Below are 20,887 nucleotides of genomic sequence, written 5' to 3' on the forward strand. Positions count from 1 at the left end.
CTTGCGTCGAAGATGCGGAACACACGCGCGTGTTGACCCCGCCAAGCGACACCGACGTCAGCGGTTCCAGAGTTGGAGGAGTCGGCCTGCAGGCTGGGGGAGAGGATTCCGTGGTCGGTTCTCAGTCGTGGGTTGGGATCGGCGCCGTGGGCGCTGATGCTGGGATACCTGGCTGCTGCCGTTCGATCTCGTGCCCGATTTCATTCCGGTCGACAATCCTGTCGCGGGGACACCGGCCTCGCGCTCGTCCCGATGGCGCCGGACGCCCACTGGCTGCTCGCTTCGCCGAAATAGCTCTCGCCCTGCTGCTCTTCTCAGGTTTTTCGGTGGTCGGGCCGCGGTCCGCGCCACCGCGGCAGGGGTGGGGTCGTGGGGAGTCAGCGCACCGTACCGGGTGTCGTCCCGGGGGCGGTGTCGGTGGTGGTGGTGCGGCGGCCGAGGAGCAGACCGAGGGCGATCATGGCGGCTCCGAGGGCGAAGTGCAGCCAGTTGTCGGCGGTGTTGACCGGAACGAAGTTGGCGGCGCTGTCCATGTCGATGAGCAGTCCGTAGAGCCAGAGCACCAGGTAGATGAGGCCGCCGCCGACGAGGAACGCTTTCGCTGTGGCCGCGGTCCTCGCCAGGATCAGACCGGCGATCCCGAACAAGAGGTGGACGATGTTGTGCAGGATGGAGACCTCGAAGATGCCGAGGAGTTTGGCGCCCGAATGGTGGCCGGCGAAGGTGAGCATGTCGTAGTCGGTGGTGATGCCGGGTATGAAGCCGAGGATCCCGACGAGCAGGAACACCGCGCCCACGACCAGGGCCGCGAGCTGGATCGGGGTGCGGGTCATCGTGGTGGGGGTGGAACGCTGAGTCATCGCAGATCAACCTTTCTCGTCGTGCACGGTAAACGGGGGCGGAGCCGCCCGCGGCCGGAGCGGGAGGGGTTCGCTGTCACCGTCTCCGACCGCGAGCGACGAACACCGCCGACCGGGGCCGGTGCGTTCGGGGATGTGTATACCGTTGCGCGCCCGTTGATCCGGGTACCCGAAGGCGGGCACTGCTACGCGGTACGTGATATGAGCTGTGGGCAGGTCCACGAAGCCGTTCATCGGTTTCGGGGCCATGCCCACCACAACTGACGGGCTACGCCTCGCAGCTGTGGGCGAGAACCGTGTGCGGGGGACTCCGCTGGGTGATCGCCTCTACTCGAGGCCGACCACCTCGTGCGCGATGGTGGCCAGTCGGGTCTGGGCGGCGGAGACGATGCCGTGCCGGTTCTTGTGTGCCTCCTCGTACGCGACGATTACCCGCACGTCGCCCGGTTCGGTGAGCTCTTTCACCGCGGCGACCGCCTGGGTGACGTTGAGTTGGTCGTAGTCGTCGATGGGCAGCTCCTCGGGTTCGAGGACACCGTTGGCGGCGCGGGCGGAATGGATCGCGTCGGCGACGGTGTCGGCGCCTTGCCGGCGGGTGACCTGTTCGGCGGTCTCGAGGGCGGCGTCGCGGGATGCGGTCAGGGTCTTGACCGCGACGTCCCCGGCCCGGGCGCCGCGGTTGAGGAGCTGGTTCAGGGCGGGTGGGGTGGTGCGGACGGTGTCGAGGGCGCGGTTCAGGCCGCGCGCGGACCAGGTGACGGGGGTGTTGACCAGTCGCACCGTGGCGCCGGCGGCGGCCTGCAACGGGGTGCGGCGCAGCTTCGACGCGGCCACCATCCCGACGGCCAAGCACACCCAGTTCTACTCGATGCTCGGCACCCGAGGCATCTGGCACGACGGCTGGAAGGCCGTCACCACCCACCCGGCGATCAGCGGCTGGGCCCGGTTCCCCGACGACACCTGGGAGCTCTACCACACCCAGGTCGACCGCACCGAGCTCCACGACCTCGCCGCCGAGGAGCCCGGGCGGCTCGCCGAACTGATCGGCCTGTGGTTCCACGAGGCCGGCGCCAACCAGGCGTTCCCGCTCGACGACCGGTCTGGGGTCGAGATCCTCACCACCGCGCGCCCGCAGCTCGCGCCGCCGCGCAACCGCTACGTCTACCGGCCGGGTGGCGCCGAGGTCCCCGAGTCGGTCGCGGTCAACATCCGCAACCGCTCCTACTCGATCGGAGCACTGGTCGATCTCCCCGAACCCGGGGCATCCGGGGTGCTGTTCGCGCACGGCAGCCGCTTCGGTGGGCACGCCCTCTACGTCAAGGACAACCGCCTGCGCTATGAGTACAACTTCCTCGGCAGCGAACAGCGCATCGTCGCCACCGAGGACCTGCCGACCGGCGACAACCTGATCCTGGCCGCCACGTTCGACAAGGACGGTGAGGACCCGCCCGGCACCGCGAACGGCACCCTGACCCTGTTCTACGGGGACCGGAAGGTCGGCGAGGGCCGGATCAAGACGCAGCCCGGCAAGTTCAGCATCGCCGGCGAGGGGCTGAGTGCCGGCCGCGACACCGGGGAACCCGTCACCGACGACTACCCCGGGACCGCCCCGTGGGCGTTCACCGGCGGCACCCTGCACCGGGTGGCCGTCGACGTCAGCGGCGAACCCTACGTCGACCTCGAACGCGAAGCGGCCGCCATGCTCTCGCGCGAATAACACCCAACCCGCGTCGAGCCGAGCGAGCCGCTCCGCGCCCGACGAGGCGGAGCCACCCACCGGGCGATACGGGTTTTCGCCCGGTGGGTGACCCGTGCCGACGGACCTAGAGAACCGCACCCACCGAGGAACGGAGCAGGCAACCGCAGGGGGTTGCTTGCCCGGGCTGCCACCGTGCGGTGGTCGTGCGTGTAGCGATAGCTGCGGAACGCAGGTCGAACTCTCTGCCATCCAAGGATGACCAAGCACCCATCGAGTCTCGAGTGGAGTACTGCTTGATTGTCGACATCCACTCACCTACCGCGAGGCGTCAGGTCACGGAAGCCGTCGAGCACAGGCATGCCTTTTCCCGGCCCCGGCCCCGGCCCCGGCCCCGGCCCCGGCCCCGTCGCTCGGCGTCGCTTCCGCTCTCTTCATTTTCGAAGGTGTAGCGAATAGTGAACGGTTTGTTCGTGATGAAGAGGATGACGCAGTCGCTTTCCTCGGTCGCACCGTGGTACATCGTCATCCCCTCGGGGAACCAGACGAAGGACCCCGGGCCGAAGTCCCCCTTGTGGGTCCGCAGGGTCCCGCTGAGCACATACATGCCGTGCGCACAGTTGTGGGTATGCCATGGGTTGATGAATCCGGCGTCGTAACGCAGAAGCATGCAGGACATTCCGGTGTCGGGATCTGACGTGAACGGCTTGAGCGTCAGACTCCTGCCGAGCTGTTCGATCGGCAGCTCCAGCCAGTCCATCGAATTGGAATCGAAGACCTCGAGCTCATGTTGTTCGGGTTGGCTCGACATGCTGATTACTTCCTCTTCATAGGTGTTGTGCCAGTACGCGCGTCGCGAAAAGACCCGGGGGACCTCAGCAAATCGGGTCAGCGACGCACCGCCCGTCCAGGGCGCAGGACGGACGGTACGAATTGGTCGGGGCCCACGAACAGGTTCCTCGCTCCGTGAGTGTGTGGACATGCCCGGCGCCTCGCCGGACTTGTCGGTGACGGTGGACATTCCGCCTGCTCGACCGGATTCACGACGCACTCCGGCATCAACCCTCGGACCACACGGAAATACGGAGATGCGGATAAGCAGAAAAGCGGAGACGAACGAGGGGGCGGGCGCCCTCGCTGCCCTCCTGGCAGGAACTCGTCGCATCGTGACGGCTCGGGGCGTGCCCGCCCGTCGGGGTCACTCGGCGTTGCCGGTGGGGAAGAAGACCGATCCGTCGCTGCCGACGCATCCGCCCTGGACGGGTCCCGGCCCGAAGGTGCCGTTGACCTGGCCGGTTCCACCGCCGGGGTTCGATCCGACTCCTGCCCCGCCGACTCCGACTGCGCCGCAGGTGTAGCTGTTGGAATCGCCCTGGTCGTTGTGGAACTGAACCTGCGTCCCTGGTGTGTTCGGATCGCCGTGCATGTGTGGGGCGGCCGTGGCGACGCCCGGAGCCGTGAACAGGGCGATGGCGGCCGCTGCGATGACCGCACGCCTGGTGATCGTTGTCATGGTGGTCACTCTCGATTCGGTTTCAGCCGACACCAGTGCGGGAGTCGTGATTTCCTCGCCGGCCGGGCGCGTGGAGCGCCGTCATCTGGTGATGGACCCATTCGTCCCGGGCTGGACGGCGAGATACCCCTGATGTACGACCGATCAGAGGCCCCCCGCGGCCGATCTCGACTTCGAGGGCATCGATCCGGCGTCACACGGTCGCCGCCGTAGTCGTTGCCGCCGCGCTCCGCTCCTTGGTGCTGGGAAACCCCAGCGGTTTCGCGAAGGGAAACGCGACCGTCTTCTGCTTCGGCGGCACGGCGCCGTTCTTCTTCACCGGCAGCGTGGCGGTGAAGAAACCCAGTTGGTCGGTCCCCGGGGCACGGCCCCTGGCTGGTTGTTCCACCGGCCAGGGTCGGTCTACCCGGTGGAGCCGTGCGTGCTCGGGTCGGCGGTCAGGTCGTCGGTGTCGGCGAAGACCAGGCGCCCGTCGTCGAGGGCGACCGCCCACCGGTGCACCGGCGCCCAGGCGTGCCCGCGTTCGTCGGTGTCGGTCAGCTCGGCGTAGTCCTCGATGATCCGACCGGTCTGGTCCGCTTCGGACGGCCGACGCACCAGCACCCGCGCGCCCACGCAGAGCGGACCGGGTTCGGGTTGCGGTTTGTGTTTCTTCTCGGGCATCGGTCTGCACCTTCCGCTCGCACCGACCCGGATCATAAGCACCTCGCCGACGAAACCTCATGCTCGACGCTGTCAGGGGGCACCCAACGATCGACAACGATCCGACCCGGGCTCCTGTGATTGCCTCGGCCAACGGCGGTTCCGGACCGTCGGGAGGACCGCAGGGACCGGCGCTGACCGCAGATTCGGCGTTGCGTGCGGGTTCGTGCGGGCGGGCCTACTCGTTCCCGTCCGCGCGCCCCGCGGGCGGCGATAGCGTTGTGTGCAGCACTGCACTCCGGGCCCAGGCGAGGGCCCGTGAGCGTTCCGAGTCGAGGAACGGGATGTGAGTGACCATGGTGGAGCGAACGGGTGTGCGTCGCGAGGTTCTCCCGATTCCCGGTCGGCCTTGTCTCGGCCTGATCACCTTCGCTGGCAAGGATCGTGTTCTGGAACCACCCGACCGGGGCCGTGGTCGGCTGGACCGTGCTGCTGGTCCTCTCGCGCTGCTGCTGCTCGCGATCCTCGTCCGGCCCGTCGTCGCGCGGGCCCGGCAGCACGGCGATGAGGCGGTGCCGGCATGACGTGGGCGCTACCGGCGATCGCCGCCATGTTGCTCGCCTACTCGGCGGTCTCCGGCCGGATCGCGGGCACCCCGATCACCGCTCCGATCATCTTCACCGTCGGCGGCCTGATCCTCGGCGCGAACGCGTTCGGGTTGATCGATGTGCACGCCGGCGCCGAGGTGGTGAAACTGCTCGCCGAGGTGACGCTCGGGCTGGTGCTGTTCTCGGACGCCTCCCGGGTGAACCTGCCCACCCTGCGCGCCGAGATCTCACTTCCCGCCCGACTGCTCGGCATCGGCCTGCCGCTGACCATCGCGGCGGGTTTCGGCGCCGCACTGGCGACACTCGGTGACCTCGCCTGGCCGGAAGCGCTGCTGCTCGCGGTGATCCTCGCCCCGACCGACGCCGCCCTCGGGCAGACGGTGGTGACGCTGCCGATCCTGCCGTCGCGGGTGCGGCAGGGTTTGAACGTCGAGAGCGGGCTCAACGACGGGATCTGCGTGCCCCTGTTCCTGGTCGTGCTGGCGGTCGCACAGGCCGAGGCCGGCGCGATCGGCGGCGGCGCCGCCGCCCGCCTGCTCACCGAGCAGATCGGGTACGGCATCCTCGCCGGCGTCGTGGCCGGGGCGATCGCCGCCGCGCTCCTGATCACCGGCGCCCGCCGCCGCTCCCTCGACCCGTTGTGGGCGCAGATCATCCCGGTGACGGCGGCCGCGCTCGCCTACACCGCCGCCGTGCCCCTGGGCGGGTCCGGGTTCATCGCCGCGTTCGTCGGCGGGCTGACCTTCGGCGCGGTCCGCCACCGCGCCACCGACCACCACGAGGGCGGTGGTACCGGTGGCGAGGCCGAGGGAGAGGACGAGGAGGCCGACATGCTCGACGAGGCCGGCGACGTGTTCAGCGCCGTGACGTTCATCGTCTTCGGTGCCGTGCTGCTCGGTCCCGCGCTCGGGCATCTGTCCTGGGCGGTGCTCGGCTACGCGGTGCTGAGCCTGACCGTCGTCCGGATGGTCCCCGTCGCGCTGTCGCTGATCGGGACGCACCCGCGCGGACCGACCGTCGCCTTCGTCGGCTGGTTCGGCCCGCGCGGACTGGCCACCATCGTCTTCGTCATCCTCATCCTCGAAGAACCGGACGAGCTGCCCCACGAAGGGCTGCTCGTCACCACCGCCGTCATCACCATCGCGCTCTCCGTCCTGGCCCACGGCCTCAGCGCCGCACCCTTGGCCGACCGCTACGCCGCCTGGTTCCGGCGTCACCCCCGCCGCGAGGACCAGCCCGCACCCGGCACCCCCGCACCCGGCACGCCAGGATGACGACGGGGACATGACGATGAGCGAGACCCGATCCGCCGCCCCCGACACCACGACCGGAGCCCGCCGCTGGTGGGCGCCGGCGGCGTTCGCACTAGCGATCCTCGCGGTAGCGGTGCCGCTGGTGTCCGCCGGACTGCTCAGCACCGTCGGGGTCCTCGTCGTCGGAGTCGGCGGCGTCGTCGTCATGGTCGCCGCCCTGTACTGGTTCCTCGCCAGTCGCGGTGTGCTGCGCTGGATCTCGCTGACGATCGCGATACTGTCACCGATCGTCGTCCTCGTCCTCTTCATCCGCGCCCACCTGCTCGCCGAGGTCGTCACCTCCATGGTTCTCGCGCTCCTCACGGTGCCCTGCGCCCGCGCCGCCCTGCGCGGACGAACCTCGGACACCGCCGTCCGCGAGGCGCCCGCCCCACCGGTACGGCATCCGGTGCTGATCATGAACCCGCACTCCGGTGGCGGCAAGGTCGCGAAATTCGACCTGCAACGCAAGGCCGAGGAACTCGGCGCCGAGGTGGTCCTGATCGAAGGACCCGGCACCGTCGACGTCACCGAACTGGCCCGGCAGGCGGTCGAGGCCGGCGCGGACCTGCTCGGCGTGGCCGGCGGCGACGGGACCCAGGCCCTCGTCGCGGGGGTCGCAGCCGAGAACGATCTGCCGTTCCTGGTGATCAGCGCCGGCACCCGCAACCACTTCGCGATGGACCTCGGACTCGACCGCACCGACCCGAGCCGGTGTCTCGACGCCCTCCGCGACGGCGTCGAGCTCGCCGTCGACCTCGGCCGGATCAACGGCCGCCCGTTCGTCAACAACGCCTCCTTCGGGGTCTACGCCGAGGTGGTCCGCAGCCCCGCCTACCGCGACGACAAGACCGGAACCGTGCTCCAGATGCTCCCGGACCTGCTCGCCGGACAAGCCGGTGCCCCACTCGTCGCAGAAATCGGGAACCTCACCGTGCGGAACCCACAGGCGGTGCTGGTGAGCAACAACCCCTACGGCACCAGCGATCTCGCCGGCCTGAACCGTCGAGACCGGCTCGACCGCGGCGTCCTCGGCGCCGTCACCGTCTCCGTCGCCAACGCCCACCAGGCGATCGGGCTGCTGCGCCGCGCGAACGTTCGGGGCCTGACCCAGCACACCACCACCGAGGTGATTGTCGACGCCGACACGCGTCAGACCCCGGTCGGCGTCGACGGCGAATCGCTGCTGCTGACCACCCCGGTGCGGTGCACGATCGAGCCCGGCGCCCTCCGGATCCGGGTACCCCGTGACCGCCCCGGGGTGCGCCCCGCCGAACCCACCGTCGACTGGGTCCGGCTCCGCGAACTGGCATGGCACCGTCAGACCCCGCCGTTGCCGACGCAGGGAGACCAGTCATGACGGCCGAGCAACACGACGAGTGGATCGACGGGCGCCGCTGTCTCGGTCTCGACGTCCTCGCCCGTTCCCGCGGCGACAATGCCGCCACTACCGAACCCAAGCTGGAGGTGACACCCGGAGCTCACCGCATAACCCCACGAGGAGTCACGCGACACCTCGTACACCACGTCCTGGGACTTGACCACACGGAATTATCCGGCGACTCGGGTGGTCCGGCGCCGACGACGCGGTGGTGTGTCACCAGTGTGACTTCGCCGGCTGCACCAACCCCACACGCATGTGGTTGGGGACCAACGCCGTCAACCGCACCGAATACCACCTACGCCCGCCGCAACCTCGCCAGCCCGCTTGCCGATGTCCGCGGCCCGGCCGGACGGATCCGCGGATCGCCGCCGCCATCCGCACCGGACTCGCCTGCGGCGAAGCCACCGACAGGATCGAGGAACGGATCAGGTGTGCCGAAGCGGCCGGGCTGCCCCTGACCCTCTGGTGAGTAGACCGGAACGGCGACGTCGCGGTCGTGCGGGGGACGACATCGTCGACGAACACCCCGTCCTCTGCGAGCGCCGTCCCCGGGAGTAGCTGGGGCAGAACAATGGTGATGAGGATGGTCGCGGGTTGCCGAGGCCGGTTGCCCGATGCACTCGAACGGGGGTCAGAGCCGAGCCCCTGATGATGCGCGGCGAAGGCGGCGTGCCGGGCAGGTCGTCGCGCGCAGCAGCTATTGTCCGACGCCTCGGACGAGGCGTATCTCACCCGCAACGGGTGAGACACCGCGCCGGCACCAAGCCCTAGGCTCGAAAAGGGTCGGGTGGCCGGCGATCGGTCCCTCGATCACGGTTTGTCGCGTGGGGCCTCTCACCGGTCCGTCCCGGCAGATGCGGGGTCTAGTCCACATCAGGTTGTCGAGAACGGGCTCAAGGCTGGACAAGCGAGGAGCCGCTGGGGAGGTCCTCAGGGGCTGTATTTGAGAGTCGCCCGATCTGCTCTTCCCGCTGCTGTCTTCAGAAGCGAGGGTCAACGGTGGGCTGCCGAACAGCCTGCGGCGCAGTATGAGTCAGGACCGGCGCAGCAGTTCCCGCCGCAGCCGGCGGCCCCACCGGCGGCGGGGGTCGACCGGATCTCCGCTCTGAAACAACTCGGCGAACTCCGCGATCACGGGGTGCTGACCGATCAGGAGTTCAACACCGAGAAGGCCGGGATCCTGGCCTCCTAACCGCATCATCGAGTGGACGGAGCACCGCTAATGGACGGCTTCTGGGATTTCTTCTGGTTCGTCACCGTCACTTTCCTGTTCGTGGCATACCTGATGGTGCTGTTTCAGATCATCACCGACCTGTTCCGGGACCACGAGACCTCGGGGTGGGTGAAGGCGATCTGGATCGTGTTCCTGTTCGTCGTCCCGTTCCTGTCGGCGCTGATCTACCTGATCGTGCGGAACGAGGGCATGACCGAGCGGTCCGCGGCGGCCTTCGGTCAGGTCAAGCGGGCTCAGGACAGCTACATCCGGGAGGTGGCCGGGCAGTCTCCGGCTCAGCAGATCGCGGATGCGAAGGCGCTGCTCGACTCCGGCGCGATCACCGAACCGGAGTTTCAAGCGATCAAGTCCAAGTCACTGGTGTAACGGCGGCGCCGGTCCCGGTTCGGCCCCTGGCCTGGGCGGCGCGGCGGCGGTCCTGGCGGTGTTTCCACTGTTCGCCAGGCCGCCCGATTCCGTTCGGTCTTCGAGGGGGGAACGACTCGCATGAGCGACGCCACCAGGCATACCTGCATCGAATACGACGTCGACGGATTGAACTGGAGAACGCGGGCGTTGTGTCGGGATGGTCACTTCGACCAACTTTTTGTACGGGGTGCAGCCCAACGCAAGGCCGCGCTCCTGTGTCGGCACTGCCCGGTGCTGATGGAGTGCGGTGCGTATGCGCTCGACAAGCGTGTCGAGTTCGGGGTGTGGGGTGGCATGACGGAACGGCAGCGTCGGGCACTGCTCAAACAGAATCCCGAGGTCGTGTCCTGGTCCGCCTTCCTCGGCCCTCGGACCTGACGATCGTCCGTCCCGACAGCTCGGACCTGACGATCGTCCGTCCCGACAGCATCGAGGAGCGGATTCGGTATGCCGAAGAAGCCGAACTGCCCCTGACCGCGCTGGCACCACCGGTCTCAGCCCGGATTGGTGGGTTGCCGGTGATCGGTGACGAGGATGTACACGCTGACCGCGATCACCCACGCCGGGAAGACCAGCACCGCCCAGATACTGAAGCTGACAACCAGCAACAGGCTCAGTGCGAGCAGGTAGGTGGCGATCACCAACCATCGCGGCATCAGCCCGGTGCGCAGCCACATCGTGGCCAGCGAGATCATGAACACCGCGGCCATGCGTATCGCGTAGACGTTGTTGATGTGCAGCGTCACCTCCCGCCCGAAGTAGACGATGTCGTCCTGGGGAACGTTCGCGTTCCGGGAGACGGCCAGGAGCCCGCCCGCGATGGCCATCGACACGAACGTCATGGCGAGGAACAGCAGCCCGCTGCCCAGGAAGACGGTCGAGAAGAAGCGGTCCTCGAGGTCGCCGAACCGGTCGCGGAGGACCCCGATGAACCACAGGAACGCGATGCCCGCGATGGGGGCGAGGAACAGGGCGGTGGTGATCTTCGAGCCGCCGCGTACCCAGGGCGCCGCGGTGGTGGCGGGGACCGCCGTGGCCAGCAGGATGATGCTGGTGGCGAAGAGCACCCCGAAGATGATGCCCGCGATCGCCGCGGACCGCGGCGTCCGCAGCGGCTGGAACTGGACCCCGCTGCGCGGATCAGCCATGGGTTCAATCATGACCGAATCAGGGTGCGGGAACCAGCAGGCAGTTCCCCTGCCGTGCACCGCGACGCAGCGGCAACCGGCGCACGGCCGATGCCCGGTTGCCCCCGGCGCCGCCGCGGGTTGGCGCTCTGTCGCCGTAATCGGCCGTCGTCACGGGCGATGAACCGTTGGTTCCCGGCGGTGGTTCCGGCTGTTGCCGACGAAGCTATCTGGTAGCCGGGCGACGGCGGAAGTGTCGTCGAAGCGGTCGCACCGACAACCGCTTCCAGGCGACCTGGTCGACCTGCCGAGCGAGCACACCCCCGGCCACAGCACCCGGTTACCCCGCAGGCCAGCCGGTTGCCTGGTGGAACAGCGGTCAGAAGACGACGGTGACGAGCGTCCTGATAATCACCAGGACGGCGGCGATGGCGAACACGCCGATACCGGCGATCCAGGCTCTGAAAACGTGTTTCAGCGGGAGTTTGCCGACCAAACCGGCGTCCAGGTCCGGGATGGCCGGCTGCGCCCTCGAGAACGCCGCACCGTGCGCGACCCACTCGCCGGCGCCCAGTTCCTGCTGCTCGAAGCGCTCCAACCACTGCGTATCCGTGAGCAGGGCGCGGCGGTGACTCACCATGAGCCCGAGCGAGAGCAGCGACAAGGTCAGCGCGAGCAACGCGGCGGCGATCCGGCCCGCAGCGGTGTTGTTCTGGTTCAGCGCGATATTGAACAGGAACGCTTGCGCGGTCAGACTGAGCGCCGGCGCCTGCCAGAGCAGCCTCTCGTAGTGCAGCCGCCGGTTCGCCACGGCTCGGTACAGCTCCTCGAAATGAGGTGGAAACTGCGGAGGAGGATCGGTCACAATGCCACCCCCGTCACACGGTCTCGTCGCGCGGTCGGCGTGATTGCTGTCGACGGGCGACGAGGATGGTCACGCCGACCACCAACACCCACACCGGGAACACCAGAGCCACCCGCGGTCAGGTGTATTCGACGCGCATGGTGTCGATCTGGCCGGTGAACGGGAACGGGGCCCGGTCGGCGTAGTCGAGGGACACCGGGGAGCCGAGGCAGCTGCCGATGTCGAGGCATTCGTTGGCGGTGAAGATAATCGGCGCGCTGATCGGGACGACGCCGTCGGCGACCTGTTCGCCGTCGACGCAGACGGTGATGTGCAGCGGACCGGCGGGGCGAGGTTCGGTGTATTCGGTGATCACCTCGATGGTTCGGCGGCCACCCACTATTGGTGTCTCGGCTCTAATTTTGGTGCGCATGAGGATGAACAGGTTGTACTCGTAGCAGAGGTGGCCGTCGTCGAGGTAGCAGGTCAGTCCGCCGCCGGCGCCGCCGAGCGCGTAGAGGACCCCGTGGGCGTGGTCGGGGACGGTGACGTCGAGGGTGACCCGGTTGTTCTTGTTGCCCAGCGCGGGGGCGCAGAATTCGGGCATCCGGGTGATGGGGCCGGGGAACTCCCACCGGGTGTAGGGCGGGGTGATGCGCTGTTCGGGGTGCAGGACCGGCACCCACAGGCCGCCGCCGATCGGCAGGACGTGGTTCTTCGCCGCTTCGATCGCGAAGATCTCCTTGAGCTGGGCGAGCTTGCCGGGGTGCTCGGCGGCGAGGTCGTGGTTCTGGGTGTGGTCCTCGTCGAGGTGGTACAGCTCCCAGACGTCGTCGTCGGGGGTCCAGTCGGTGATGCCGGGCGGCAGGCCGGGCAGCCACGGCACCCGCGGTCCGAACGCCGACGCGATCCAGCCGTCGTGGTAGATGGCGCGGCTGCCCATGACCTCGAAGTACTGGGTGGTTTTGCCGCCGGGTGCGTCCCGGTCGAGGAGGGTCTCGGCGAACCCGGCACCGTCGAGCCCGTCCTGGGGGAACCCGTCCACCATCCGGGGCGGGGTGATCCCGACGATGTCGTAGAGGGTGGGGACGACGTCGTTGCAGTGCAGGAAGTGCTCGCGCGGCTGTGGGTCGGGGGTGATGGTGGCCGGCCAGCGGACCGCCAGCGGGTTGCGGGTGCCGCCGAGGTGCGAGGCCAGCAGCTTCACCCCCTTGAACGGGGTGCTGCCCGCCCAGGCCCACCCGGCGTGGTACTGGTTCTCGGTCTTCGGGGACCCGAGCGCGCCGAGTCCGCCGAGCTGGTCGAGGGCGGCGATGTGTTGCGCCGCGGTGGTGGGGATGCCGTTCTGGGCGATCAGTTCGCAGATGGTCCCGTTCTGTCCCTCACCGGAGGAGCCGTTGTCGCCCCAGATGTAGAAGATCAGGGTGTTCTCGCCGTAGCCGAGCCGGTCCACCTCGTCGACGAGGCGACCGACCTGGGCGTCGCAGTGTTCGGCGAACCCGGCCGCGACCTCCATCAGCCGCCGCTGGAACGGTTTCTCGTCCTCGGGGATGTCGTCCCAGGCGGCCATGTCCGGGTGCCGTTCGGTCAGTTCCGCCTCGGGTGGGATCCAGCCGGTGTCCTTGGCGCGGGCGAAGACCCGCTGCCGGTAGGCGTCCCAGCCGTCGTCGAACTTGCCGGCGTACTTGTCGGCCCAGTCCTTCATGATGTGGTGCGGCCCGTGCAGGCAGCCGCTGGCCCAGTACATGAAGAACGGCTTGTCCGCGTCGAACGCCTTGTGTTTGCGGAGCCAGTCGATCGCGTCGTCGGCGAGGTCCGCGCTGAGGTGGTAGCCCTGCGCCGGGGTCTTCGGGGGCGCGACGAGGGTGGTGTTGCGGACCAGGTTGGGTTCGTACTGGGAGGCCTCGCCGGCGAGGAAGCCGTAGAAGTAGTCGAAGCCCAACCCGGTGGGCCAGTTGTCGAACGGCCCGGCGGCGGTGGTCTCCTCCGCGGGGGTGTTGTGCCATTTACCGAACGCGGCGGTGCTGTAGCCGTAGTGCCGCAGGACCGTCGCGGCGGTGGCGCTGGAGCGCGGGATGTGCCCGGAGTAGCCGTCCCAGTCGTTGGCCAGCTCGGCGATCTGGCCGTTTCCGACGCGGTGGTGGTTGCGGCCGGTCAGCAGCGCCGCCCGCGTCGGCGAGCACATCGCGGTGGTGTGGAACCGGTTGTAGGACACCCCCTCGGTGCTGATCCGGGTCAGGGTGTCGGTGCGGACCTCGCCGCCGAAGGTGTCCGGGAGTCCGGGTCCGGCGTCGTCGATCAACACGATCAGCACGTTGGGTGCGTCCTCGCGCAGTCGGCGTTTCTTCGGCGTCGGCCGGTACACCGATTCCTGCATGGTGCGTCCGGCGATGCTGCCGGACGGGGGTGGGGGGAACGGCAGCGTGTCGCCACCGGGGATCGGATCGGCAATGATGCCCATCGTTCTGCCCTTTCGAAGGCGTACCAAGATTTGGCGCCGTGACCCAGACCGGCAGCGCCGTCTGACACAAACAATCACAGCACGAATCCGTCGGTCCCGCGATGATCCTTTGCGGACGGAAGAACCCACGCCGGCCCGTCCCGATCACCGGCCGGCGACCCGAACTCGCGCGCTGGTGCGGGGGCGGTCTCAGCGAGGACGTCATGGCGGCGGCAGGCGATGCATGTCTGGGTCGACGCGCCCAAGGGGGGCGGCGAGCGGCCGGGCGCCATCGCTATCAGCTGATCGGTGAGGCTCGGTGACAGAAGGGAGTCGCCCCGCAGATGATGCTCGAGGTCGATTTCGGCGGCCTCGGGCGTGTCCGAGCCTCACGGACCGAGTGGTCCTGGCGGCGTGTCGTGGTCAGTGGCCGGTGAGGGTGCGGTCGGTGTCGATGTGGACGTCGAGGTGGACGCCGACCTTGCTGCCGAGGTTGACCAGGGCGTCGAGGGAGAACTTGCTCAGTTTGCCGCGGTGCAGGTCCGAGATCCGCGGTTGGGTGACGCCGAGGTTGTCGGCGGCCACGGCCTGGGACCAGCCGAAGCGGTCGATCTGTGCGCGGATCGCGGTCATCAGGTCGGCGCGCAGCTGCCGGTTGTAGGCCTCGCCGGGGGTGTCACTGATCGCCTCCCACACGGAGGTGGTTTCGGTGATGTCTTTGTCGGTCATGATGTCTCCTGTGCGTATGCCTGGGCTGTCTTGTAGCGGCGTCGGCCGAGGTCGATGTCTGCGTTCGAGGTCTTCTGTGTCTTTTTGTGGAAGCAGTGCAGTACGTAGATCGCCTCGCCGAACTGGGCGAGGTAGAACGTTCGGAAGGCGCCGTCCGGAGTGCGGACCCGGATCTCGCGGCATCCGGGCCCGACGTCCTTCATCGGTTTCCAGTCGTCCGGATCGAGCCCCTGTTGAGCCCGGCCGAGTTGGTAGCCGAGATCGTCCTGTGCGGCGGCGGGCAGATCGCGCAGGTCGTCGAGTGCGCTACCCACCCATCGGATCGGTTTCTCGTCACCTCGGTTCACCTCCCTAGGTTATATCAGTACGAATATATGCTGTTGTGTGAGGTGGAGGCCCGAAGGTGTTGCGCGTCGTTGAAGGTGACGACGACGGCGTCATTGAGGTTGACGACGATGCGGTGCGAGAACGGCCCCGCTCGGGGGTGGTGAGCGGGGCCGTGGTGGGCGTGGTGACGGGGTGGTCGTCAGGTTGACGCGGTGGTGGTCGGGTTGATGCGGGTCGGGTTCAGTCCGCGGCGATCTCGCTGATGGCGATGCGGGCGGCCTTCTCGTCGACGATGGCGTGGTCGGCGGCGAAGGCGGCGGTAAGCGCGTGCAATGCGAGGTTGTTCACCGCGCGCGGGTATCTGCGTGAGGCGCCCACGGATGAGCCCGATCGCGTCGTCGGAGAACAGGGTGTCGTCGCGGCCGGCGATGCGACAGCGGTGACGGATGTAGTCGGCGGTGTCGGCTGCGCTCATCCCGGCGCTCGTGTAGCGCACGGCGAGGCGCTGGTCCAGCGCGGCGAGCACACCGAGTCGGAGGCGGTGCCGCAGGGTAGGTTGGCCGACCAGCACGACCGCGAACGGGGAACGAAGAGTCCCGCTCGTGGTTGGTGAGCAGGCGGATCGCTTCGCGCCGGTGGTTTCCGATGCGTTGCTGCTTCCGGTTCATGAGATGAACCCGAAATCGCTTCCGCAGCAAGTTAATACAGACAGCGAGGCGTCTGTGTCGACTGCCGCTCGATCGGGCACGGACGTGGCCTCGATCACCGAGATCGTCGGTGCGGCGCGGGCGATCCTGGTCACGACGAGGCGGAGGCGCTGTGCCGTCCTGGCGGGCGGTGGGCCCCGGCACGCCCACAGGGCCGTGTCCAGCTCCCAGGCACGCCTCCAGCGGCGAGCCCGTCCGGTTCCTGATCCGGCCCCCGATCCGGTCATGATCGGGACTCCGGGAGCAGGCAAAACCTGGACCGGGAACCGGCACGGCAGTATCAGCGGCATGGTGGAGATGCTGCCGTGGCCTGCGTGCGTGATGCGGGGGTGTGGTCCTGCTGCTCGTGGGGTGCAGTGATCGCTCGATCAGCGGCACGAGCGGATAGGGGCAGACGCGGAAGCGTCCCGATCCGTGAAGCAGAATGGGATGCCATGGACGATGTGGAGTTGGTCGAGCAGGTGCGGCGGCGTTGGGAGCAGGGTGTCCCGCCGAAGGTGATCGCGCGTGCCCTGGGCGTGCGGCCGTCGGTGGTGGCGCCGTTGGTGCGACGAATCGCTGCCGAGGCGCAGGCGTCCCGAGGATTGGGGCGGGTGCTGGGGTGCTGGGTCAATTGTGGCTGGAGTGTCGGGCTGGGCCTCGAGGGTCGTCCGGAGTGGGCGGAACTGGATGCTCCCGCCGGTGAGGCCGAAGGCTTCGCGCAGGTGTTGGTGGCACGAGAGGGCCGGCGTGGTCGGGCGACGCTGCGGGGCTACCTGGCCGACGTGCACTGCCTGGGGGTGAAGAACACCCGTGACCCCGAAATCATGGACGCGGGCAGGATCCCCAGCGCCATCCGCAGGTACTACGCGGCGTTCGACCGTCCTGCGGTGGAGATTCCGATCGAACTCGGCCGTGAACTGATCCTGGGGGCGGCGGCGTATGCGCGCGGGCTCGGTTTCGAGCCCGCGGACGCGTTCGATGGTGATGCCGCCGCGTTCCTGGGTGAGTGGGGCGGGCCGGGGCGGATCGAGTTCGGTAGGGACGGTCGGCCGTTCTACCTCAACGGGCCCTACGACAATCCGGCTGCTGTCATTGCGACCCTCGAGCGGTCCGTGGGTGCGGGGAACTTCCACGTCTCGGTGGCCGCGGGACCGATGTGACCGCCGCGGACAAACCCGACGTCGAGGGGAACGCCCGACTCCATGGGCCGTGAGCCGAGCACCAGCAAACGCCGGCACGCGAACGGCAAGCGCCGCGACCAGCCGGACACCACAGACGGACCGGCATCGGTGTTCGATGGGATCAGGGTGGGCGGGCGGCGGATGTTCGTTGTCGGCTACACCGCGGGCGGCGCCCCGTACGGGTGTTTCGAGGACGAGTCGGACGACGACGCATTCGACGGTGTCGCCGCCGATCCGTTCGGCTAGCCCGGACTGTGGCCCCGGGCCGGTCGGCCCATCCTGTCCGGCCCACTCGACTCGACCCGGTCCTACACGTGCGCTCTCGACGCCGGCACCCACATTTCGAGTGTGGCGGTGCCGAAAGTACATGGCGAGACCGGATTTCGGTTGGTCCGGCGGGCCTCTCGGATCTACTACCGGACCCGAGCGACTGCGAGTACCCCGCACAGTAATCGGCATGACCGATCACCTCTACCGGTGGCTGGTTCGCCGGCACCGGACCTACCTACGTCCCTATTGGATGCCCCGATGGCTGAGATTGTCCGCACGCCGATAGGCCCGCACGCCGATCCGCACCCAGCACATCGACAAGGCTCAGCTCAACCAACCAAGCAGGGCTCTGTGGCCACGCGGGCCGCAGCATCGGCCACGCGCCACCATCCAGCCCGATCAGAACGAGCGAACCGTAGTGGCAGAACGAGCAGCTCGGGCAAGAAAGAGGAGCAATGGCGGTCAGGGGACAGTACCCGCCGCCGGCGGTTACGAGGCCACCTGCGGCGTCCCCATTAGGGTCTCAAATCCGGTGACCTATCGCCGCAGCGCTCTGACCTGCTGAGTCGGACTTGTCCACGGCTATGTCACCGACGTTTGTCTCAGATTCGTGGCATTTCTGCGGCAACCCCACGTTGTGGCACGGAAGTGGCTCCGTTTCCCGTCGCAGTTAAGCACCGAGTTCGGCACACTAGGGGCATGGCGGATCAGCAACAGGAGCAGTCGTGGTCAGCCCGGTACGTGTCACTGTTAGCGGCCGAACTAGCCGCCCGCGGCGTGCACTACCCGGACGAGATGCTGGCGGTATTTGTCGACAGAAACGCCGCCGCGGTCGCCGCGATCGCCGGTATCACTGAGCGCGACGCCCAGCTGACGATCAACGCGGACGCCGTTCCTGCGTGGGCGGACATGTTTGCGGGGATGGCAGCCGATTTCGCCGCGGACGTGGACGTCGCAGAGGTGCCGCTGGTGCGTATCCCGATGGCGACGGCGGCGAAAACCTCGGCCGCGTTGACCGAATGCCACGCAATGCTCATGTACTTCATCGAAACGGAACAGGAGCTGGCCTCCGACGACGAGGCCGCCGCAGACGTCCTCACCTTGCTCGTCGCTCAGGGGGACACAATTTCTCGGTTGTCGCGGCACCTGGCCACCGTGATCGCCGATGCGGCGTTCACTGCCGGTGATGTCCTCGTTGAGGAGGACTTCTACGAAGCGGTCCTCGAGGTGCTCACCGACATCCTCGAAGGCGACGACGCCGAAGCTCACGATCAACTGCTCCCCGGTTGGTATTGCCATGACTGGCGTGACCCCGATCCCCTCGCAGGGCCGTGGGAGTCGTGTGGGAACCCAGCACACTCGCTCACCGGGATACTCGACGCCGCGGTCACCGAACTCCACGACACCCACATCCACGTGGAGTAGCCAACGGCCGTTGGGGAACAGGGAACCAAGGACGTTATGGGCGATGGCGAACTCATCGAGAACCTTGTCCGCCGTCCGAGGGCGGTTCGACTCCGCACCTTCGTGGCCCTGATCGTTGCACCCGGTGACGCAGCAAGCCGTGATTGAACGGCCGTGTCACACCCGAATGGCGGATCCGCCATCGCTCCGGCATCAACCGCGAGATTCCGCCACGAAAAGCGATTCCCTTGCCTATGACATTTCGAGACGCTGCGACCTGCGCGTTCATCTTGGGTCTCACGGCTATGGCGACCGCGATCTGTCTCAACTTGGTGGCATTTCTTCAGAGGACAATCTCGCTCCCACCAGCTGGCCGTGTCCCATGGTTCCGGGGCGTTGTGCGGAGTTCGCCCGGGGCAAACGGGAACGCGCAGCTCAGAAAGTCTCGGTCCACGCCCCACTTCCGGAACGTGCCGATCACCGCACGAACCCAAGGTTCCTGTTACGGAGCGGTATCTAACGGCCACGCCACCGGTTGGTCAGGATTTGACGAAGTGGGCGTTGATCACGACGTGGGTGGCGAGGCTGGCACAAATTTTCGTGTAGGTCAGGCCCCTCGTTATAAACACGCACAGCCCTCGACGTTAGTGGTGGGGAAGGCAAGACTATAAGCACTGAGTGGTCCGCATCGACCCCAGCCCAGAACCCCAGCCCAGAGAGGGGCACTGCCATGCAGTCCGACGAACCTAACCAGGAGCAGAGCCTGCGGAGCGACCAGATAGCGCTTTCGCGCCGCACAGTTGTCGCCGGTATCGGCGCTGCAGCAGCCGCCTTGGCCGCTGGTAGCGCGCTGTTCGGTAGAACGCGCGCGTCAGCTGCGCCCGGGCCCAGCGCCGGCCCAGCTGTGAAGCCCGCGGGTGCACCCGTGAAGACCGGCAGCGTTCCCGTCGGCAACGTTCCCGTCGGTGGCGGCGCGGTGCTCGGCGATGCTGTCGTCACACAGCCCAGCGGCGGTGACTTCCGCGGGTTCTCGTCGACATGCACGCACGCGGGGTGCACCGTCTCCGACGTCTCCGGCGGTACCATCAACTGCCCGTGCCACGGCAGCAAGTTCAACCTCGATGGGTCTGTGCACACCGGTCCAGCGTCCGCTCCGCTCGCCCCACGGAGCGTCTCCGTTCAGGGTGACTCGGTCGTAGTCGGCTGAGGTATGTGACCACTCAGGGACCGACCGCTTCCCTTGTTGTACTCGCGGATGCCCGTTCGGCCACATCTCTCCGATGATGCCGTTGGCGGACGCGGCTCTCGCGATGCCCCATCGCGTCACGTTCGCCACGGGCGCCGCGTTCGTGCCGACGCTGCGCGCGCTCGGTTTCGACCTGGCAGGCAGGAATCACTACAGAGGCGACGGCTGCTGCCGCAGTCCGGTTTCGCGATTCGAATCCGGAGTCAGGTCCCGACTGAAGGATCGGGATGACCGCGTTCGTCGAGGTGGGTGGGATACGAACCGGACCCGACCTGTTGCCGATCGTTGTCCGGTCATCGCTACTGCACCACCACCGAGGACTACGCTCTGACGGTCATCGACGTGTCGGGAGTTGGGGCAACTGTGTCGACGTGGACGGGGAGTCCCGGACAGACGGTGCGACCCACCGCGACCACCAGCCTGCCTGTCGATTCGATCAGTGTCGAGGTGCGGGCCGGGGACAACGATCAGGTCCTGCTCTCAACGGTGTTGTGAGCAGTGGCGTGTACAGGCCCTGCCGCGTAGAACCCGGATAGGCGATGACCTCGTCATCCGACGGTCAGGTCGCCGTGCATGTTCGGATGGTACGTGCAATGGAATGGGTAGGTTCCGGGTGCCGACGGCACCGTCAGTGTCGCGGTCTCGCCGCCCTCGATCTCGACGTCGAACGCGCCGCCGGTGTCTGCGGTCATCGTGTGTTCGGCCGTGTCATTGTTGCGAACAGTGACCTGCGTGCCGGGTGCCACCGTGGCGGGCACCGTGTAGGCAAATCCCGAGATGACGATCTCGTTCGCTCCCGCCGCCACGGCCCCTTCCGATGACGGCATCGACGTAGTGTCGGTGAGCACCGGGGTGGGTGCGTAGTCGACGGTGCTGCCGCCGTCATTGCTGCAGGCGGTGAGCGCACACGCGGCGAGGAAGGCAGGCCCCAGCAGAGCTGTGGAGAGCTTCATATCCGATACCACGATTCATCGGCCCATTCCGTTCACTAAT

The 20,887-nt window shown here is 67.8% G+C and carries 22 protein-coding genes and 3 pseudogenes; 12 read left to right on the forward strand and 13 right to left on the reverse strand.

Features of this window, described 5'->3' with window-relative positions:
• Window positions 1-377: 377 nt before the first annotated feature.
• The gene (locus CJ179_RS37510) at window positions 378-833 is read right to left on the reverse strand and encodes a DUF4383 domain-containing protein (protein WP_095864926.1); all 456 of its coding nucleotides are present in this window, start codon (window positions 831-833) and stop codon (window positions 378-380) included.
• Window positions 834-1,187: 354 nt separating this feature from the next.
• Window positions 1,188-1,706, reverse strand: a pseudogene (locus CJ179_RS37515) (ferritin-like domain-containing protein); the annotation flags it as partial.
• On the opposite strand from CJ179_RS37515, the pseudogene CJ179_RS37520 reads away from it, so the two are divergent.
• Window positions 1,669-2,577: pseudogene (locus CJ179_RS37520) on the forward strand (arylsulfatase); the annotation flags it as partial. The pseudogenes CJ179_RS37515 and CJ179_RS37520 overlap by 38 nt on opposite strands.
• Before the next feature lie 310 nt (window positions 2,578-2,887).
• Here the strand turns inward: CJ179_RS37520 and CJ179_RS37525 are convergent.
• The 4 genes from CJ179_RS37525 to CJ179_RS37540 form a co-directional block, all read right to left on the reverse strand.
• Window positions 2,888-3,577, reverse strand: a complete 690-nt coding sequence (locus CJ179_RS37525; protein ID WP_218834897.1) for a cupin domain-containing protein — start codon at window positions 3,575-3,577, stop codon at window positions 2,888-2,890.
• Window positions 3,578-3,754: 177 nt separating this feature from the next.
• The gene (locus CJ179_RS37530; RefSeq protein ID WP_095864927.1) at window positions 3,755-4,069 is read right to left on the reverse strand and encodes a hypothetical protein; all 315 of its coding nucleotides are present in this window, start codon (window positions 4,067-4,069) and stop codon (window positions 3,755-3,757) included.
• A 193-nt stretch (window positions 4,070-4,262) separates the two neighbouring features.
• Complete coding sequence (locus tag CJ179_RS37535) at window positions 4,263-4,457, reverse strand: hypothetical protein (RefSeq protein WP_095864863.1); 195 nt, start codon at window positions 4,455-4,457, stop codon at window positions 4,263-4,265.
• Window positions 4,458-4,471: 14 nt separating this feature from the next.
• Window positions 4,472-4,732, reverse strand: coding sequence for a hypothetical protein (locus CJ179_RS37540; protein ID WP_095864864.1), 261 nt, complete (start codon window positions 4,730-4,732; stop codon window positions 4,472-4,474).
• Window positions 4,733-5,061: 329 nt separating this feature from the next.
• Between CJ179_RS37540 and CJ179_RS37545 the strand changes: the two genes are divergently transcribed.
• From CJ179_RS37545 to CJ179_RS37575, 7 genes are all read left to right on the forward strand, one after another.
• Window positions 5,062-5,295, forward strand: a complete 234-nt coding sequence (locus tag CJ179_RS37545; protein ID WP_095864865.1) for a hypothetical protein — start codon at window positions 5,062-5,064, stop codon at window positions 5,293-5,295.
• On the forward strand, window positions 5,292-6,593 hold the full coding sequence (locus tag CJ179_RS37550) for a sodium:proton antiporter (RefSeq protein WP_095864866.1): 1,302 nt from the start codon (window positions 5,292-5,294) through the stop codon (window positions 6,591-6,593). Before CJ179_RS37545 ends, CJ179_RS37550 begins: the two co-directional genes overlap by 4 nt.
• 16 nt (window positions 6,594-6,609) lie before the next feature.
• Window positions 6,610-7,971, forward strand: a complete 1,362-nt coding sequence (locus tag CJ179_RS37555) for a diacylglycerol kinase family protein (protein WP_095864928.1) — start codon at window positions 6,610-6,612, stop codon at window positions 7,969-7,971.
• Window positions 7,972-8,248: 277 nt separating this feature from the next.
• On the forward strand, window positions 8,249-8,464 hold the full coding sequence (locus tag CJ179_RS52320) for a hypothetical protein (RefSeq protein WP_306454270.1): 216 nt from the start codon (window positions 8,249-8,251) through the stop codon (window positions 8,462-8,464).
• 474 nt (window positions 8,465-8,938) lie between these two features.
• Window positions 8,939-9,187, forward strand: coding sequence for an SHOCT domain-containing protein (locus tag CJ179_RS37565; protein WP_095864867.1), 249 nt, complete (start codon window positions 8,939-8,941; stop codon window positions 9,185-9,187).
• A gap of 30 nt (window positions 9,188-9,217) precedes the next feature.
• Window positions 9,218-9,595 (forward strand): SHOCT domain-containing protein, encoded by a 378-nt coding sequence (locus CJ179_RS37570; protein WP_095864868.1) that lies wholly within the window; start codon window positions 9,218-9,220, stop codon window positions 9,593-9,595.
• Between the two features lie 120 nt (window positions 9,596-9,715).
• On the forward strand, window positions 9,716-10,015 hold the full coding sequence (locus CJ179_RS37575; protein WP_095864869.1) for a WhiB family transcriptional regulator: 300 nt from the start codon (window positions 9,716-9,718) through the stop codon (window positions 10,013-10,015).
• A 116-nt stretch (window positions 10,016-10,131) separates the two neighbouring features.
• Here CJ179_RS37575 and CJ179_RS37580 read toward each other — a convergent pair whose 3' ends face one another.
• The 6 genes and pseudogenes from CJ179_RS37580 to CJ179_RS53350 all read right to left on the reverse strand — a co-directional run.
• Window positions 10,132-10,785 carry a hypothetical protein gene (locus tag CJ179_RS37580; RefSeq protein ID WP_095864870.1) on the reverse strand — a complete coding sequence of 218 codons (654 nt, stop codon included), beginning with the start codon at window positions 10,783-10,785 and terminating at the stop codon, window positions 10,132-10,134.
• 358 nt (window positions 10,786-11,143) lie between these two features.
• Complete coding sequence (locus CJ179_RS37585) at window positions 11,144-11,575, reverse strand: hypothetical protein (RefSeq protein ID WP_257015989.1); 432 nt, start codon at window positions 11,573-11,575, stop codon at window positions 11,144-11,146.
• A gap of 172 nt (window positions 11,576-11,747) precedes the next feature.
• Window positions 11,748-14,069 carry an arylsulfatase gene (locus CJ179_RS37590; RefSeq protein WP_257015990.1) on the reverse strand — a complete coding sequence of 774 codons (2,322 nt, stop codon included), beginning with the start codon at window positions 14,067-14,069 and terminating at the stop codon, window positions 11,748-11,750.
• Window positions 14,070-14,471: 402 nt separating this feature from the next.
• Entirely contained in the window at window positions 14,472-14,777 is a 306-nt protein-coding gene (locus tag CJ179_RS37595; RefSeq protein WP_061043273.1) for a helix-turn-helix domain-containing protein, read from the reverse strand.
• Window positions 14,774-15,124 carry a type II toxin-antitoxin system RelE/ParE family toxin gene (locus tag CJ179_RS37600; protein ID WP_095864872.1) on the reverse strand — a complete coding sequence of 117 codons (351 nt, stop codon included), beginning with the start codon at window positions 15,122-15,124 and terminating at the stop codon, window positions 14,774-14,776. Before CJ179_RS37600 ends, CJ179_RS37595 begins: the two co-directional genes overlap by 4 nt.
• Before the next feature lie 220 nt (window positions 15,125-15,344).
• A pseudogene (locus tag CJ179_RS53350) lies at window positions 15,345-15,751 on the reverse strand (ExeA family protein); the annotation flags it as partial.
• Between the two features lie 494 nt (window positions 15,752-16,245).
• Here CJ179_RS53350 and CJ179_RS37610 point away from each other — a divergent pair.
• From CJ179_RS37610 to CJ179_RS54220, 4 genes are all read left to right on the forward strand, one after another.
• Window positions 16,246-16,953 (forward strand): hypothetical protein, encoded by a 708-nt coding sequence (locus CJ179_RS37610; protein ID WP_095864874.1) that lies wholly within the window; start codon window positions 16,246-16,248, stop codon window positions 16,951-16,953.
• A 42-nt stretch (window positions 16,954-16,995) separates the two neighbouring features.
• Complete coding sequence (locus tag CJ179_RS37615; RefSeq protein WP_095864875.1) at window positions 16,996-17,220, forward strand: hypothetical protein; 225 nt, start codon at window positions 16,996-16,998, stop codon at window positions 17,218-17,220.
• A 723-nt stretch (window positions 17,221-17,943) separates the two neighbouring features.
• Window positions 17,944-18,669, forward strand: a complete 726-nt coding sequence (locus CJ179_RS37620; protein ID WP_095864876.1) for a hypothetical protein — start codon at window positions 17,944-17,946, stop codon at window positions 18,667-18,669.
• 904 nt (window positions 18,670-19,573) lie between these two features.
• Window positions 19,574-19,855 (forward strand): ubiquinol-cytochrome c reductase iron-sulfur subunit, encoded by a 282-nt coding sequence (locus CJ179_RS54220; protein ID WP_373560089.1) that lies wholly within the window; start codon window positions 19,574-19,576, stop codon window positions 19,853-19,855.
• Between the two features lie 587 nt (window positions 19,856-20,442).
• On the opposite strand, the gene CJ179_RS37635 is transcribed toward CJ179_RS54220, so the two are convergent.
• Window positions 20,443-20,847 carry a cupredoxin domain-containing protein gene (locus CJ179_RS37635; RefSeq protein ID WP_095864878.1) on the reverse strand — a complete coding sequence of 135 codons (405 nt, stop codon included), beginning with the start codon at window positions 20,845-20,847 and terminating at the stop codon, window positions 20,443-20,445.
• Between the last annotated feature and the right edge of the window lie 40 nt (window positions 20,848-20,887).

Source organism: Rhodococcus sp. ACS1, from assembly GCF_002300155.1.
GTDB lineage: Bacteria > Actinomycetota > Actinomycetes > Mycobacteriales > Mycobacteriaceae > Rhodococcus_F > Rhodococcus_F koreensis.